The 15,334-nt window shown below is 61.6% G+C and carries 13 protein-coding genes; 8 read left to right on the forward strand and 5 right to left on the reverse strand.

All coding sequences use genetic code 11. The annotated features are described in order from the left end of the window. Nucleotides 1–102 precede the first annotated feature (102 nt). Nucleotides 103–879, forward strand: a complete 777-nt coding sequence (locus JFN90_RS11325; RefSeq protein ID WP_199395220.1) for an electron transfer flavoprotein subunit beta/FixA family protein — start codon at nt 103–105, stop codon at nt 877–879. A gap of 10 nt (nt 880–889) precedes the next feature. Continuing rightward, nucleotides 890–1,801, forward strand: coding sequence for an electron transfer flavoprotein subunit alpha/FixB family protein (locus JFN90_RS11330; protein ID WP_199395221.1), 912 nt, complete (start codon nt 890–892; stop codon nt 1,799–1,801). Between the two features lie 86 nt (nt 1,802–1,887). Here JFN90_RS11330 and ligA read toward each other — a convergent pair whose 3' ends face one another. Next, entirely contained in the window at nt 1,888–3,894 is a 2,007-nt protein-coding gene (ligA, locus tag JFN90_RS11335) for an NAD-dependent DNA ligase LigA (RefSeq protein WP_199395222.1), read from the reverse strand. 208 nt (nt 3,895–4,102) lie between these two features. On the opposite strand from ligA, the gene JFN90_RS11340 reads away from it, so the two are divergent. After that, complete coding sequence (locus tag JFN90_RS11340; RefSeq protein ID WP_199395223.1) at nt 4,103–6,139, forward strand: ATP-dependent helicase; 2,037 nt, start codon at nt 4,103–4,105, stop codon at nt 6,137–6,139. A gap of 30 nt (nt 6,140–6,169) precedes the next feature. Here the strand turns inward: JFN90_RS11340 and JFN90_RS11345 are convergent, their stop codons facing one another. Beyond that, a complete protein-coding gene (locus JFN90_RS11345) occupies nt 6,170–6,799 on the reverse strand; it encodes a peroxiredoxin (protein ID WP_199395224.1) in 630 nt (209 codons plus the stop codon). A gap of 193 nt (nt 6,800–6,992) precedes the next feature. On the opposite strand from JFN90_RS11345, the gene JFN90_RS11350 reads away from it, so the two are divergent. Then, nucleotides 6,993–7,508, forward strand: coding sequence for a peptidylprolyl isomerase (locus tag JFN90_RS11350; protein ID WP_199395225.1), 516 nt, complete (start codon nt 6,993–6,995; stop codon nt 7,506–7,508). Between the two features lie 69 nt (nt 7,509–7,577). Here the strand turns inward: JFN90_RS11350 and JFN90_RS11355 are convergent, their stop codons facing one another. After that, nucleotides 7,578–8,093 (reverse strand): hypothetical protein, encoded by a 516-nt coding sequence (locus tag JFN90_RS11355; protein ID WP_199395226.1) that lies wholly within the window; start codon nt 8,091–8,093, stop codon nt 7,578–7,580. A 270-nt stretch (nt 8,094–8,363) separates the two neighbouring features. Here JFN90_RS11355 and metK point away from each other — a divergent pair, with 270 nt between their 5' ends. Beyond that, nucleotides 8,364–9,533, forward strand: coding sequence for a methionine adenosyltransferase (metK, locus tag JFN90_RS11360; protein ID WP_199395227.1), 1,170 nt, complete (start codon nt 8,364–8,366; stop codon nt 9,531–9,533). Between the two features lie 178 nt (nt 9,534–9,711). Here metK and JFN90_RS11365 read toward each other — a convergent pair whose 3' ends face one another. Both JFN90_RS11365 and JFN90_RS11370 read right to left on the reverse strand, forming a co-directional pair. Continuing rightward, the gene (locus tag JFN90_RS11365) at nt 9,712–10,416 is read right to left on the reverse strand and encodes a response regulator transcription factor (protein ID WP_199395228.1); all 705 of its coding nucleotides are present in this window, start codon (nt 10,414–10,416) and stop codon (nt 9,712–9,714) included. A gap of 2 nt (nt 10,417–10,418) precedes the next feature. Next, the gene (locus tag JFN90_RS11370) at nt 10,419–11,378 is read right to left on the reverse strand and encodes a sensor histidine kinase (protein ID WP_199395229.1); all 960 of its coding nucleotides are present in this window, start codon (nt 11,376–11,378) and stop codon (nt 10,419–10,421) included. Between the two features lie 143 nt (nt 11,379–11,521). Between JFN90_RS11370 and JFN90_RS11375 the strand changes: the two genes are divergently transcribed. From JFN90_RS11375 to ahcY, 3 genes are all read left to right on the forward strand, one after another. Then, the gene (locus JFN90_RS11375) at nt 11,522–12,613 is read left to right on the forward strand and encodes an NAD(P)H-dependent flavin oxidoreductase (RefSeq protein WP_199395230.1); all 1,092 of its coding nucleotides are present in this window, start codon (nt 11,522–11,524) and stop codon (nt 12,611–12,613) included. A 258-nt stretch (nt 12,614–12,871) separates the two neighbouring features. After that, complete coding sequence (locus tag JFN90_RS11380; protein WP_199395231.1) at nt 12,872–13,801, forward strand: ArsR/SmtB family transcription factor; 930 nt, start codon at nt 12,872–12,874, stop codon at nt 13,799–13,801. A gap of 127 nt (nt 13,802–13,928) precedes the next feature. Continuing rightward, nucleotides 13,929–15,323, forward strand: coding sequence for an adenosylhomocysteinase (gene ahcY, locus JFN90_RS11385; RefSeq protein WP_199395232.1), 1,395 nt, complete (start codon nt 13,929–13,931; stop codon nt 15,321–15,323). The last annotated feature ends 11 nt before the right edge of the window (nt 15,324–15,334 follow it).

The following is a 15,334-nucleotide window of genomic DNA, read 5'->3' on the forward strand; positions in this document are numbered from 1 at the left end:
CTGCTTCCTCCTTTATTCTCTAAGTAAGCGATATCATTCCCGGCTGGAAGGGCAAGCGGCACAGGTATGTAACACCGCCCGCAACGCTGGAGGAGGTTCATTATGAAGATCCTGGTATGCGTCAAGCAGGTGCCTGACATGGAATCACGTTTCCGCCCCGATGCCGCCGGCGTCTGGTATGCGGAGACCGATCTGGCCTTTCGGGTCAACGAATACGACGAGTACGCCATCGAGCAGGCGGTTTTGCTCAAGGAGCAGTTGGGGGGCGAACCGGAGATCACCCTGCTGTCGGTGGGGCCGGACCGGGTGGTGGAGGCCGTCAAGAAGGGGCTCGCCATGGGGGCGGACCGGGCCGTGCACGTGCGGGACGAGGCCGCCCATTTCAAAGACCCGTTCCAGATCGCGTCGATCATCGCGGCCTATGCCAAGGGGGAGGGGTTCGATCTCATCTTCACCGGGATGCAGTCGCTCGACCGCGGCTCCTCCCAGGTAGGGGTCGCCGTCGCCGAGGCGCTCGGTTACTCCTGCGTCACGACCGTCGTTGCCTTCGAGTACGCCGACGGCACCGTGACCGTGAAGCGGGAGCTTGAAGGCGGGGTGAAAGGGACGGTGCGTATGAAGACCCCGGCCCTGATCACCTGCCAACTGGGGCTGAACCAGCCGCGCTACCCGACGCTTCCCAATATCATGAAGGCGAAGAAGAAAGAGGTGAACGTCATTCCCGTCGAGCAGTTGCTGCAGCAGGAAGCGAGGCTCGTGCTGGTGAAGTTCAGCGCACCGGCCAAGAAGGGGGGCGGGGTGATTCTGGAAGGCGAGGTTGCCGATCAGGTCGACCGGCTCATCGGGATTCTCAAGGACAAGACGGCGGTGCTGCGTTAAGGGGGCGACCATGAAAGCTTTACTGATAGGCGAATGCCGCGATGGAAAACTCTTGGAGTACAGCTACGAACTGTTCGGTTTCGCCTCCCAACAGGGAGCGGAGAGCGCCATGGTGTTGATCGGCACCGAAGCGGCCCTGCCGAGCTATGGGGGGACCGTCTACCTGGCCGATGCCGGCAAGTATGGGGAGTACGATCCCGATTTGCACAAGCGGCTGGTGCAGGCGGCGGTGGAGCGGGAAAAGCCGGACTACGTGGTCTTCCTGCACACCTCCTACGGCTGGGACCTGGCGCCGCGGGTCGCGGCCCTGCTCAAGGCGCCGCAGGTTTCCGAGGTGGTCGCCCTGGCGGAGGGAGGTTTCGAGCGTCCCTGCTGCAGCCAGAAGATGAGGCAGGTGGTGAAGCCCGTGGGCACCCCCGTGGTGCTTACTCTGCAGGGAGGGGCCTTCCCGGCGCTGGTACCGGGGGGGACGCCGCAGCGGCAGGCGCTGGAGGCTGAGGGAGAGGGGAGGACCGAGTTCCTAGGCTACGAGGCGGCAGTCCGTAAGGGGGTCGACCTGACCAGGGCGGAGATCATTGTCAGTGCCGGGCGCGGTGTCGGCAAGAGGGAGAACCTGCCGGTCATCGCCGAACTCGCCAAGGTGCTGGGCGGCGAGGTTGGGGCGAGCCGCCCGGTCGTGGACAGCGGTTGGATGGAGGCGGGGGCGCAGGTGGGGGTGACCGGCCAGACCGTGAGTCCGAAGTTGTATGTCGCCTGCGGCATCAGCGGCGCCATCCAGCATTTGGCCGGGATGAAGAAGTCAGGGTTCATCGTCGCCATCAACAAGGACAAGGACGCCCCCATCGGGGAGGTAGCCGACGTGTTGGTGGTGGCCGACGTGATGCAGTTCGTTCCCGCGCTGACCGCCAAGCTGGCGAAGTAGAACCGCAAGAAAGACGCTGAAGCAAAAGGGCGCGGCAACCGTATGGTTGCCGCGCCCGTGCCTGTCAACACTATTGCTGCCGCACGTTACTGCATCAACTCCAAAAACTCATCTTCGCTCAGCACCCGCACGCCCAACTGCCGTGCCTTCTCCAGCTTGCTGCCGGCGTCGGCGCCGGCTACCACGTAGTCGGTCTTCTTGGAGACGCTGCCGGCGGCATGGGCGCCTTCCTGCTCCACCATCTTCTTGGCCTCGTCCCTGGTGAACTTCTCCAGCGCACCGGTGAAGACGAAGGTCTTGCCGGTGAACCTGCCGCCGATCCGCTTTTCCTCGACCTTGGGGCTGACCCCGGCCTCCTTGAGCCGCTCCAGCACCTTCAGGTTCTCTTCGTTGCGGAAGAAGTCGGCTATGCTGGTGGCGACCTGGGGGCCGACCTCGCGGACGCTGACCAGTTCCTCCTCGCTCGCCTTGGCCAGGTTCTCGATGCTCCCGAAGGCGCTGGCCAAAAGCTTGGCGGTGTGCTCGCCGACGTGCCTGATGCCGAGGGCGAAGATAAGCCGCGACAGGTCGCGCTCCTTGCTTGACTCGATGGCGTTTAACAGGTTCTCTGCGAGCTTCTTCCCCATGCGCTCGAACTGCATGAAGTCTTCTTCCTTGAGCGAATAAATGTCGGCGACATTCTGGATCAGCTTCAGGCTCAGAAGCTGCTCGATGAACTTGTCTCCCAGTCCGTCGATATCCATGGCGCGCCGGGACGCGAAATGTTTCACCCGCTCCAGGAGCTGCGCCGGGCAGTTAAGGGACACGCAGCGCACCGCCACCTCCTCAGGCAGGCGGACCACCTCGCCTCCGCAGGCCGGGCAGTGCTCCGGCACCTGCGGCTGGACCGCACCTTCCGGGCGCTGGTCGAGGATGACCTGCACCACGGCCGGTATGACGTCGCCGGCGCGCTCGACGATCACGGTATCCCCCTCGCGGATGTCCTTGCGCTCCAGTTCCTCCCAGTTGTGCAGGGTGGCGCGCGACACCATGACGCCGGACACGTTCACCGGCTTCAGGAAGGCTACCGGCGTGATGACTCCGGTGCGCCCGACCGAATGGAAGATCTTCTCCACCACCGTGGTCGCCTGCCGCGGAGGGAACTTCCACGCGATGGCCCAGCGCGGCGAACGGCTTTTCTCTCCCAGCTCCCTCTGCATCCGGAACGAGTCAACCTTGACCACCACCCCGTCGATCTCGTAGGGGAGGTCGTCGCGCTTTTCCATCATCTCCTGGTAGTAAGCGAGCATCTCCTGGATGCCGTGCACCACGCGGGTGAGCGGGTTTACCGGCAGTCGCCAGGTCGGGATGGTCTCCAGGAAATGGCTCTGCGCGGTGAATTCCACGCCGCCCAGTTCCCCGGGCGCGTAGCAGAAGATGCTCAAGGGACGCTTGGCGGTGATCTTCGAATCGAGCTGGCGCAGGGACCCGGCTGCCGCGTTCCTCGGGTTGGCGAAGGGGGGCTCGCCCGCTTCCTCGCGTTCGCTGTTGAACTTGCGGAAGGGGGCCAGGGGGAGGTAGACCTCACCGCGCACGGTAAGCAGTTCCGGCGGCTCTTGCGTTTCCAGGCGCAGCGGCACGTCCTTGATGGTCCTCAGGTTCTGGGTCACGTCCTCGCCCACGACGCCGTCGCCGCGGGTGGAGCCGATGGCCAAAAGCCCCTCGCGGTATACCAGTTCCACGGCGACCCCGTCCATCTTGGGCTCGCAGACGTAGGGAATCATAGTGTCGGCGGCAAGGCCCAGGAAGCGCTTGACCCGGTCGTCGAAATCGATCATGTCCTGCTCGGTGAAGGCGTTCTCCAGGGACAGCATCGGCATGCTGTGGCGCACCTGGGTGAACTTCGCCAGCGCCCGGCCGCCGACCCTGCCGGTGGGAGAGTCGGGGAGGGCAAGTTCCGGGAATTCCTTTTCCAGCCCCTGGAGTTCGCGGAACAGCGCGTCGTACTCGGCGTCCGTGATCTCCGGCATGTCCTGTTCGTAGTAAAGGCGGTTGTGGCGCTCGATCTCTTTCGAGAGCAAGGCGATGCGCTGGGCGGCGGCTTGTGCTTCCATGGAGAACCTCGTGGCGGTTTGTCGTGAACGGTGCTTTATAGCACACCCCGCGGCAGTTTGGAACTGGCATGGATATAGCGCCTTGCATTGCCCTTTTGCTTCTGGTAACAATATCCGGCCGCACCTTTCCGGGGACGGCTCTTTTTTGGCCCGCAAACTCGGAACCCCGTTGTCGCTGCGGCGCAAATGCCCGCTTTATGAGGAATTCATGCTCGACCTGTCCCGTCTCAATCCCGAACAACTCGCCGCCGTGAAGCACACGGAGGGGCCGCTGCTGGTCCTGGCCGGCGCCGGGTCCGGCAAGACCGGGGTGATCACCTATCGCATCGCGCACCTGATCCTGCACAAGGGGGTGCCGCCGGACCAGATCCTCGCGGTGACCTTCACCAACAAGGCAGCCAAGGAGATGAAGGAGCGGGTGGAGCACCTGGTGGGACGCAAGCATTGCAAGGGAATTGTCCTTTCCACCTTCCACTCCCTGGGCGTGCGCGTCCTGAAGCGGGACATCGAGCGCTTGGGCTACAAGAAAAACTTCTCCATCTACTCGACCGCCGACCAGGTTGGGCTCGTGCGCCAGATCGTGCGCGAGGTCAATACCGACAGCAAGAAGTACGACGCGGAAAGCATCATCTGGCGCATCTCCGGCGCCAAGAACAAGTTGATCCCGCCGGACCGCTTCGCCCCCAACCCGCTCGACGACATCGACATGATGGCCGCGCTGGTCTACCCGCGCTACCAGTCTGCGTTGAAGGCGTTCAACGCCATCGACTTCGACGACATCATCATGCTCACCGCCGAACTGTTGCAGCATCACCCGCCGGTCCTCAAGCACTGGCAAGATCGCTTCAGCTACATCATGGTGGACGAGTACCAGGACACCAACTCGTCCCAGTATCTCCTGGTGAACCTCCTGGCGGCCGGCTGCAAGAACCTCTGCGTGGTGGGCGACGACGACCAGTCCATCTACGGCTGGCGCGGCGCCGACGTCGGCAACATCCTCGACTTCGAGAAGGACTTCCACGGGTGCCGCACCATCAAGCTGGAGCAGAATTACCGCTCCACCGGCAACATCCTGGACGCGGCCAACAGCGTCATCGGCAACAACAAGGTGAGAAAGGCGAAGCGGCTTTGGACCGCCTCGGGGCAGGGGCCGCTCATCGATCTCTGCATCGTCCAGGACGACGAGGAGGAGGCGACCAGCGTGGTGGAGCGGATCCAGCTGGAGCGCTTCAAGAAGGACACCCCCTACAGCGACTTCGCCATCCTGTACCGCACCAACGCGCAGAGCCGCGCCTTCGAGGAGCAGCTCCGCTTCGAGGACATCCCCTACGTCCTGGTCGGCGGCACCCAGTTCTTCGAGCGCAAGGAGGTCAAGGATTCCCTTTCCTACCTGAAGGTGATCGCCAACCCCCTGGACGAGGTGGCGCTTTTGCGCATCGTCAACTTCCCCAGGCGCGGCATCGGCGACAGCACCGTGATCCGCATCAACCAGTGGTCGCTGGAAAAGGAGATCCCGCTTTTCGAGGCGTTCAGCCGGGTAGGGGAGATCGAGGGGATCTCAGAAGCGATCAGGGACAAGGTGCTCGGCTTTCACCACACCCTGCTCGACGCCGCCACAGACTTCCGGGCGGAAGGGGGGCTGGCCGAGAAGGGGAAGGCGCTCTTCGAGAAGCTGAAGATCGAGGAGGAGATTTTCCGTACCATCGACGATCAGAAGGCGGCGCGGCGCAAGGTGGAGAACGTGGAGCAGATCATCAACTCCATGGCGGCCTACGAGGAGCGGGTGCCGCAGGCGACCCTCGGGGGCTTCATCGAGAAGGTGTCGCTTATGGACGAGGACCGCTTCTCCGGCAAGGACAAGAAGGATCACGGCAAGGACGCGGTGACCCTCATGTCGCTGCACTCCAGCAAGGGGCTCGAGTTCCCCTTCGTGTTCCTGGTCGGGATGGAGGACGAGATCCTGCCCCATAAAAGGGCCATCTACGAGGATGACACCATCGACGAGGAGCGGCGCCTATGCTACGTCGGCATCACGCGCGCCCGGCAGCAGTTGGTGATGACGCGGACGCTGTATCGGAAAAAGTACGGCAAACTCGAGGAGCGGGTGCCGTCGCGCTTTCTGGAGGAGATCCCTGGTACGGTGCTGAACGTGCAGCAAAGCGGGGTCGTGAAGGAAGTGACGCCGGAGGAAGCGGAAAAGAGCGCGGAGGATTTCTTCGCCAAGATGAAGGCGATGATTGGGTAGGGGGCGGCAGGCCCGCCCCCGGATGGATGGTTACGGTTTGCCGAGAGTCTTCTGGCCCGGCTTCCAGCCCAGGGGGCAGAGCGAGCCGGTCTGCAGCGCCTCGAGAACGCGCATGGTTTCCTCAACGCTCCTGCCCACGTCAAGGTTGTGCACCACCTGGTACTGCAGCACGCCGTCGGGATCGACGATGAACAGTGCGCGCAGGGCGACCCCTTCCTTCTCGTCCAAAGCGCCGTATTTTTCAGCGACTTCCTTCTTGATGTCGGAAAGCAGTGGGAACTGCAGGTTGCCCAAGTCGCCGCGCTGCACCCACGCCAGGTGCGAGTACTTGCTGTCGGTCGAGGCGCCCAGCACCACGGTGTTCAGCTTCTCGAACTCCGGGAGCGCCTGGTTGAACCCCTTGATCTCGGTGGGGCAGACGAAGGTGAAGTCCATCGGGTAGAAGAACAGCAGCACCCACTTGCCGCGATAGTCGTCGAGCGAAATCTGCTTGAACTCCTTGCCGGCGGTGGTGCCGACCAGGGCGTCCAGCTTGAAGCCGGGAGCGGGATCACCGACCTTGGCAACCTGCTGCAGGTCCGATGCGGCTGCTACCGGCAGGACGGTCGTGAAAAGGGAGAGTGTCAGTGCAGCCAAGATGGTGATGGTTGAGACTTTCATGATCAGCTCCTGTGAATATTTTAATGCCATAGGTGCACTACATAAACAGTTCTGGTACAATCGCTGACTGTACATGATACCGTAGCAACCACGCTGCAACCAGTAAAAACTTCCCAGACAGTACGTTGTGTGATATTGAAGACCGCTGCAACCCGAAAAAGGTGTATCAAACCCAATATAAAGGAGCAACATAATGACTGAAGAAAAAAATCCCGTAGTCGTCATGGAGACCTCGATGGGGACCGTTAAGATCGAGCTCTTCAAGGACAAGGCACCCATCTCCGTGCGCAACTTTCTTTCCTATGTCAAGGACGCCTACTACGACGGCACCATCTTCCATCGCGTGATCAAGAGCTTCATGGTCCAGGGAGGCGGGCTGGATGAGAACATGCAGCCGAAGAAGACCAAGTTCGCCATCAAGAACGAGGCCACCAACGGCCTGAAGAACGTGCGCGGCACCCTGGCCATGGCCCGTACCTCCGTGGTCGACAGCGCCACCTCGCAGTTCTTCATCAACGTCGTGGACAACGCCTTCCTCGACCACTCCGGCAAGACCCCGGACCGTTTCGGCTATGCCGTTTTCGGCCAGGTGATCGAAGGAATGGACGTGGTCGACGCCATCCGCGAGGTGAAAACCGGCAACAAAGGTGGTCACCAGGACGTGCCGGTGGAGCCGGTCTTCATCAACTCCATGAAGTTGGTGGAATAGGGACGGGACGGATGTTTCCCCTGCGGGGGAAGGCAACAGGTGAGCGGCTGGCGCAGATGCGCCAGCCGCTCATTGCGTTTGGAGGGTAAGCCTGGCGGTGATCCCCGGGAGGACGGCGCCGTTGGCGTCGCGAGCGGAAAAGTTCTCCAGGGTGAAGGCGTTCACGGAGGGGACCACGCCCGCCGCGACCTGGCAGGTGAGGGTGGCCAGGGGGCCGACGGTGAGCCCGCCGGGATGGGCGATGTTCACCAGCAACTGCGGCCCCGACGTGGCGCTCGCGGCTTGCAGGAAACTGGCGCCGGCGTAGCTGCCGCTGAACGCCGGTACCAGCACCCCGTCCGGAAGCAGGTTGCTGCCGCTCGTGGTGGGGAGCGACACGCCCGCCGGGAGGCGCAAGGTGAATTGCGCGGCATAGAGAACGGAATCGGCGGCAGGTCCCAAGGTGCCGATGCTGAGGCGGGCAGTACCCGCTACGGGCTCCGGAGTCAGCACGCTGCCGTCGTCGCCTGGGGCGCCGTTTGAGCCGGAGCCCCCGCCGCATGCTCCAAGTAGCAGACACAGCATCACCAGCCAAAGCATTCTCATTGCTATCCTCCTGTTGAAGAACATCTCTATTCTGCTCCAGATGACGGATGGCAGGCGCCAATGATGGTTCGCACGACTCGACGGGAAAGATTGTACCGGGGAATTTATGTGAATCAATTAATTATGAGCAAGCCGCTCTGGTATTGCCCGGTGGCGTGGCGGAACTTGCTGATATTGGTCGCATTTAATTATTGACAAAGAGAATTGCCAACTATACAATCTGCGAGCTTTACAACACCTGATATACACTTCGTTAGGGGGTTTTACCTTATGGAAATGAAGGACTTCATCTTTACGTCCGAGTCTGTTTCTGAGGGACATCCGGACAAGGTTGCCGACCAGATATCCGACGCGATTCTTGATGCGATCCTGACCCAGGATCCGAAATCGCGCGTGGCGTGTGAAACGCTGGTGACCACCGGTATGGCGGTTATCGCCGGTGAAATCACCACCAATGCCGTCATCGACTATCCGAAAGTCGCGCGTGAAACCATCAAGGAAATCGGTTACCACGATTCCGCCATGGGCTTCGACTGGGAAACCTGCGCGGTGCTCACCTCCATCGATAAGCAGTCCCCCGACATCGCTCAGGGCGTAACCGAAGGGGAGGGGATGTTCAAGGAGCAGGGCGCCGGTGACCAGGGGCTCATGTTCGGCTTTGCCTGCAACGAGACTCCCGAATTGATGCCGATGTCCATCCTCATGGCGCACAAGCTGGTTTCCAGGCTTGCCGACGTCAGGAAGGCCGGCGTACTCGACTTCCTCCGTCCCGACTCCAAGTCCCAGGTTTCCATCCAGTACATCGATGACAAGCCGGTCCACGTCGATACCATCGTCATCTCCTCCCAGCACTCCCCCGAGGTCTCCTACGAGATGATCAAGGAAGGGATCATCGAGGAAGTCGTCAAGAAGATCATCCCGGCCAACCTGATGGACGCCAACACCAAGTTCCTGATCAACCCGACCGGGCGCTTCGTCATCGGCGGTCCGATGGGCGACTGCGGTCTCACCGGCCGCAAGATCATCGTCGACAGCTACGGCGGGCACGGCGCCCACGGCGGCGGCGCGTTCTCCGGCAAGGACCCCTCCAAGGTGGACCGTTCCGCGGCCTACATGGGTCGTTACGTCGCCAAGAACCTGGTTGCTTCCGGCGTCTGCGAGCGTTGTGAAGTGCAGGTGGCCTACGCCATCGGCGTCGCCGAGCCTGTCTCCGTGATGGTCGACTGCAACGGCACCGGCAAGATCCCGTCCAAGCGCATCTCCGAGATCGTGCGCGAGGTGTTCGACCTCCGTCCGCGCGCCATCATCGAGCAGCTCGACCTTCTGCGTCCGATCTACAGGAAGACGGCAGCCTACGGCCACTTCGGCCGCGAGCTCCCCGAGTTCACCTGGGAGCGCACCGACAAGGCCGCCATCATTAAAGAGAAGGCGGGCATCTAAGAAACCCGTTCTACGTTCTGCGTTCTACGTTAAAAGCAAAAGGCCTTCCGGATTCGGAGGGCCTTTTTGTTTAGGGGCTCTGTTGATTTTTCAAGGTCGAGGGTAGAACGGGCAGTTAGCTTTTAGAATGGGCTGGTTGTTCAACGTAGAACGTAGAACATAGAACGTAGAACGGCCTTTAAGCCTTCCTGCTGAACCGGTACCCCACCCCCCGCACGGTCTGGAAAAAAACGGGGCGCGAGGGTTCGGGCTCGAAGTACTTCCTGAGCCGCACGATGAAGTTGTCCAGGGTCCTGGTCTCGGCGTCGGTGGCGTAGCCCCAGACGCTTTCCAGGATCTCGCCGCGCGGTATCGCCTCCCCCTCGCGATGAAAGAACAGCGACAGCATGCGCACCTCCAGGTCGGTGAGATCGATCTCCCCCTGCCTGGTCCTGGCGCGGTAGGAAAGCAGGAACACCTCGTTGTCCCCGAAGCGATACCCTTCCTCCACCGGCTCCGGCCGATACCAGGCGCTGCGCCGCAGCATCCCCGAAACCCTGAGCAGGAACTCCTTCAGGTTGAAGGGCTTCACCAGGTAGTCGTCGGCCCCGGCGGCGAGCCCGGAGATGCGGTCGCTCTCGGCGGAGCGCGCCGTCAGCATCAGCACCGGCACCCGCGAATCGAGCCCGCGGATCTTCTGGCAGACCTCGAACCCGCCGATACCCGGCAGCATCACGTCCAGGATGATGAGGTCGAACTTCTCCAGGGCGACCTTCTCGAGTGCCTCCTCGCCGCTCTCGACGTGGCTCACCAGGTACCCTTCCTGTTCCAGGTTGAAGGTGATGCCCCGCGCCAGGTGCATCTCGTCTTCGACCAGCAGTATGTGCGGTTTTTCGCCGGACATGCCTATCCTCTTTGCTGCCTGCCCTGCAGCGGCAGGGTGATGTGAAAGGTGCAGCCTTTGCCGAGCCCCGGGCTCTCGACGGAGATCTTGCCGCCGTGGGCGTTGACCACGGACCTGACGATATAGAGCCCCAGGCCGGTCCCCCTGATGTTCTCACCGGCGGTGCGCACCCGGTAGAACATGTCGAAGATCTTCTCCAGCTCGTTTTTGGTGAGCCCCTTGCCGTTGTCCTGGAAGTCGAGGTGGCATTGCCGGCCGCTCGCGCTGCGCTTGAGCGTCACCCGGATCTCGGGTGAAACAGGCGAATAAAGGAGCGCGTTCTCGAAAAGGTTTCGAAGCGCCATCTCCATACCCTCGACGTCGATGGTGGCGCTGATGCCGGGCTCCACCTCCAGGGTCAGTTTCCCTCCCTCGGGAAGTTCGCTCATCTTCCCCTGCAGGTAGCTGGTGACGAACTCGGAGAAATCGATCTTTTTCGCCTTGTCTCCCAGTTGCCGGAATTCGATCCTGGTGGCCATGAGCAGGTTGCTGGTCAGGACGTTGAGCCGGTCGGTGTCCGAGAGCATGGTGTCGATGAAGCCGTCCAATTTGTCCTTGGGGAGGTCCCTCATCTTCACCGTCTCGAGGTGCAACTGGATCGAGGCGAGCGGCGATTTCAGTTCGTGGGTCAACTGGGATATGTAACTGCGCTGCTGCAGATAAAGTTTCGCCTGGCGCCGCCAGTAAAGAAAGATGACATAGACGCCGGCCAGGATGGCGATTGCCATCAACAGGCCCTCAACCAGGACGATCCACTCCATCCCCTGAGTCAGCAGTTCCGGTTTGTAACGCAAGGCAAGGTTACGGAACTCCTTGCTCCTGCCGATGAACCAGTAGATCCAGGAGATGACCATCACCACCCAGATCAACTGGATCCCTATCAATGCAATCAACGGGTTGGATAGTTTCCGGTTCATTTTCATGCCCCACTGGTAGCATCGCTGTCGGCATTTTGCAAGGGGTATCTGTGGGATAAGGCCCCTTTGTTTTTACACTACTATTACAAAAGATTTTGAGGTTCTCTGCTAATGTGTTTAACGTGCAGTCAGACAGTCAGGAGGAGCATATGTTCAAACCGTTGCGCATTGGCAAACACGAGGCACGTTACCCGCTGATTCAGGGCGGCATGGGGGTCAGGATTTCGGCAGGATCCTTGGCCGGGCACGTTGCCAAGTGCGGCGGCGTCGGGCTGGTTGCCTCCCCGGGCATCACCTTGAACAGTGAGTTCTTCGACGGCAAGAACTATCTCAAAAGCAACTCCGTGGCGCTGAAAGACGAGATCAGGAAGGCGTACGAGATCGCCCCTGACGGCATCATCGGGGTCAACGTGATGGTCGCTCTTACCGATTTCGAGGAGCTCGTGGTCGCAGCCGTTGAGGCGGGAGCCAAGGTGCTGGTCTGTGGCGCCGGCCTGCCGATGACCCTCCCGGGACTCACCGCACACGCGCCGGACGTGGCACTGGTGCCGATCGTCTCTTCCGTGCGTGCCGCCCAGCTCATCGCCAAGAAGTGGGACAAAGCCTACAACCGTCGTCCTGATGCAGTCGTGGTCGAAGATCCGGACACCGCCGGGGGGCACCTCGGTGAGAAGTTGGAAAATATCGGCATCGGCGAGTACGACCAGTACGAAACCGTGCGCGGCGTGAAGGAATTCTTCCGCAGCGAGTACGGGCTGGACATCCCGGTGATCGCCGCAGGCGGCATCTGGGACCGCGCCGACGTGCTGCATGCGCTGGCCGAAGGGGCCGACGGGGTGCAGATGGCGAGCCGTTTCGTCACCACCGTCGAGTGCGACGCCGAGGATGCCTTCAAGCAGGCTTACCTTGACTGCAAGAAAGAGGACATAGGCCTGATCATGAGCCCGGCAGGTCTGCCCGGCCGCGCCATCCTCACCAACCAGGAAGGGATCGTTTCCTACGACCGCGACCGCGGTTCCGTCTGCTCCTACGGTTGCCTCAAGAAGTGCTCCTACAAGGAAAGCGGCGAGCGCTTCTGCATCGTCAAGTCCCTGGACCGCGCCCAGCGCGGCGAGGTCGACTCCGGCCTGATCTTCTGCGGCACCAACGCCTGGAAGGCGACCCGGATCGAGACCGTCCAGGAGATCTTCGACGAAATCTTCTCCGAGGCGGGCGCCGTCGCCGAAGACAAGGCGGCCTAAAAAAACTACCCGTCGGACTTAAGTTTCCTCATCCCCCTGTGGCCTACGCTGCAGGGGGATTTTTCGTTTAAAAACCACTAGCCACCGAGCAAATCTGAGGAAATCGGAGAAAGGCAAAAGGAAAAGGGGGCACCCCTTTCGTTGGAGGCGGCAGGTCCAATGAGCCGTAAATAATATGGCTTTTACCTTGCCTGCAGCCGCGCCCTATGTTATATCAAGAAAACTTGATTTAAGAAAATCACCAAGGTTGATATAGCCATGCTGGAACTATTCAAGGCGCTGTCCGATCCATGCCGACTGCGGTTGGTGGCGGTGCTGCTCAACTCCGAACTTACCGTCCAGGAACTGACCCAGATCATGGGGATGGGACAGTCGCGCATCTCGCGGCACCTGAAGATCCTGGCAGAGGCGGGCGTGCTCTCGGTCAAGCGCCAGGGGACCTGGAGCTACTATCGCGCCGGGGAGCAGAACCCCTTCTTTAGTGCCATTCGCCCTGAATTCGAGCGCGCGCTGGAGCAGCTTCCGGAGCGCCGCAGCGATCTCGCCGCCGTGGCGCAGGCTTTGGATGCTCGCCGCAAGCGTAGCCTGGAGTTCTTCGATCAGCACGCGGCGCAGTGGGACGAGCTGTCGCGCACGCTACTGCCGGTGCCGGAGTACCAGGAAAGCCTGCTGGCCCTGGTTCCCGAGGTTCCCGTGCTGCTGGAAATAGGTGTCGGCACCGGGACCTTGATGGCGCAACTGGCACGCAAGGCAAGACAGGTGATCGGTGTGGACCATTCTCCGGCGATGCTGGTCGAGGCGCGGCGACGCTTGGTGGACGACGGAGTCCCGGGGGCGGAACTGAGGCTTGGCGAGATGACCCATCTTCCCATCGCCGACGGCGGCGCGGGTTGCGTAGTGGCCAACATGGTGCTGCACCATGCGCCCGACCCGCAGGCGGTGCTGACCGAAATCGTCCGGGTCCTTCAGCCGCAGGGAACGCTGGTGCTTGCCGACCTGGCGCGCCACGAGCGGGAGTGGGCCCGGGAGCAACTGGCCGACCAGTGGCTTGGGTTCGAGGAGGATGAGCTGCAGGCATGGCTCAAGGCGGCCGGGTTGGCGGACGTTTCCGTGCAGCGGCTCCCGTCCGAGATCGGCCAGGAGAGCGTGCTGCTGGTGAAGGCGGTAAAGGCAGGGCCTGGGGACTAGGGACTAGTAAAGGCAGACACAGAGAGACAAATAAGGGACAGGTGAGCGGGGAGGGGACGGGCCGATCGGTTTTGCCAGCCCCTAGCCCCCAGCCCCTAGCCCCGATTCTACAAAAAGGAGAAGTAACGTGACCAAGGATTACATCGTTAAGGACATGTCGTTGGCCGATTGGGGCCGCAAGGAAATGATCATCGCAGAAACCGAGATGCCGGGACTCATGGCGATCCGCGAGGAGTACGCCGCCGCCCAGCCGCTCAAGGGGGCGCGCATCGCGGGCTCGCTGCACATGACCATCCAGACCGCGATGCTCATCGAGACCCTCACCGCGCTTGGCGCCGAGGTGCGCTGGGCATCCTGCAACATTTTCTCGACCCAGGACCACGCCGCCGCGGCCATCGCCGCCGCAGGCATCCCCGTTTTCGCGCACAAGGGCGAGACGCTGGCGGAATACTGGGACTACACCCACAAGATCTTCGAGTGGCACGACGGCGGCGCCCCGAACATGATCCTCGATGACGGCGGCGACGCGACCCTGCTGCTGCACCTCGGCAGCGACGCGGAGAAGGACGCTTCTGTGATCGCCAACCCCACCTGCGAAGAGGAGCAATTCCTGTTCGCGGCCATCAAGAAGCGCCTTGCCGAGAAGCCGGGCTGGTACTCCAAGACCGCCGCCTGCATCAAGGGCGTCACCGAGGAAACCACCACCGGTGTGCACCGCCTGTACCAGATGTTCGAGAAGGGTACGCTGAAGTTCCCGGCCATCAACGTCAACGACTCGGTCACCAAATCGAAGTTCGACAATATCTACGGCTGCCGCGAGTCCCTGATGGACGGCATCAAGCGCGCCACCGACGTGATGGTGGCGGGCAAGGTGGCGGTCATCTGCGGCTATGGCGATGTCGGCAAGGGTTGCGCCCAGGCTATGCGCGGGCTGCAGGCCCAGGTGTGGGTCACCGAGGTCGACCCGATCTGCGCGCTGCAGGCGGCCATGGAAGGGTACAAGGTGGTCACCATGGAGTGGGCGTCCGACAAGGCTGACATCTTCGTCACCACCACCGGCAACATCGACGTCATCACCCACGACCACATGAAGGCCATGAAGCACAACGCCATCGTCTGCAACATCGGGCACTTCGACAACGAGATCGAGGTGGCCAAGCTGAAGCAGTACAAGTGGGAAAACATCAAGCCGCAGGTCGACCACGTCATCTTCCCGGACGGCAAGCGCATCATCCTCTTGGCAGAAGGGCGCCTGGTCAACCTCGGTTGCGCCACCGGCCACCCCTCCTACGTTATGTCCTCCTCCTTCGCCAACCAGACCCTGGCGCAGATGGAGATCTTCTGCAACCCCGATAAGTACCCGGTCGGCGTCTACATCCTGCCTAAGGAGTTGGACGAGAAGGTGGCGCGCCTGCAGTTGAAGACGCTTGGCGCCATGCTGACCGAACTGTCCGATGCGCAGGCCGCCTACATCGGCGTCAAGAAGGAAGGGCCGTACAAGTCGGAGCATTACCGGTATTAAGAGGCAACTGA

The sequence above is a fragment of the Geomonas propionica genome, assembly GCF_016458235.1.
Taxonomy (GTDB): domain Bacteria; phylum Desulfobacterota; class Desulfuromonadia; order Geobacterales; family Geobacteraceae; genus Geomonas; species Geomonas propionica.

Coding starts and splice junctions, on each gene's coding strand:
- JFN90_RS11325 (WP_199395220.1), top strand. CDS start 103: ATGAAGATCCTGGTATGCGTCAAGCAGGTGCCTGACATGGAATCACGT.
- JFN90_RS11330 (WP_199395221.1), top strand. CDS start 890: ATGAAAGCTTTACTGATAGGCGAATGCCGCGATGGAAAACTCTTGGAG.
- ligA (WP_199395222.1), bottom strand. CDS start 3,894: ATGGAAGCACAAGCCGCCGCCCAGCGCATCGCCTTGCTCTCGAAAGAG.
- JFN90_RS11340 (WP_199395223.1), top strand. CDS start 4,103: ATGCTCGACCTGTCCCGTCTCAATCCCGAACAACTCGCCGCCGTGAAG.
- JFN90_RS11345 (WP_199395224.1), bottom strand. CDS start 6,799: ATGAAAGTCTCAACCATCACCATCTTGGCTGCACTGACACTCTCCCTT.
- JFN90_RS11350 (WP_199395225.1), top strand. CDS start 6,993: ATGACTGAAGAAAAAAATCCCGTAGTCGTCATGGAGACCTCGATGGGG.
- JFN90_RS11355 (WP_199395226.1), bottom strand. CDS start 8,093: ATGAGAATGCTTTGGCTGGTGATGCTGTGTCTGCTACTTGGAGCATGC.
- metK (WP_199395227.1), top strand. CDS start 8,364: ATGGAAATGAAGGACTTCATCTTTACGTCCGAGTCTGTTTCTGAGGGA.
- JFN90_RS11365 (WP_199395228.1), bottom strand. CDS start 10,416: ATGTCCGGCGAAAAACCGCACATACTGCTGGTCGAAGACGAGATGCAC.
- JFN90_RS11370 (WP_199395229.1), bottom strand. CDS start 11,378: ATGAAAATGAACCGGAAACTATCCAACCCGTTGATTGCATTGATAGGG.
- JFN90_RS11375 (WP_199395230.1), top strand. CDS start 11,522: ATGTTCAAACCGTTGCGCATTGGCAAACACGAGGCACGTTACCCGCTG.
- JFN90_RS11380 (WP_199395231.1), top strand. CDS start 12,872: ATGCTGGAACTATTCAAGGCGCTGTCCGATCCATGCCGACTGCGGTTG.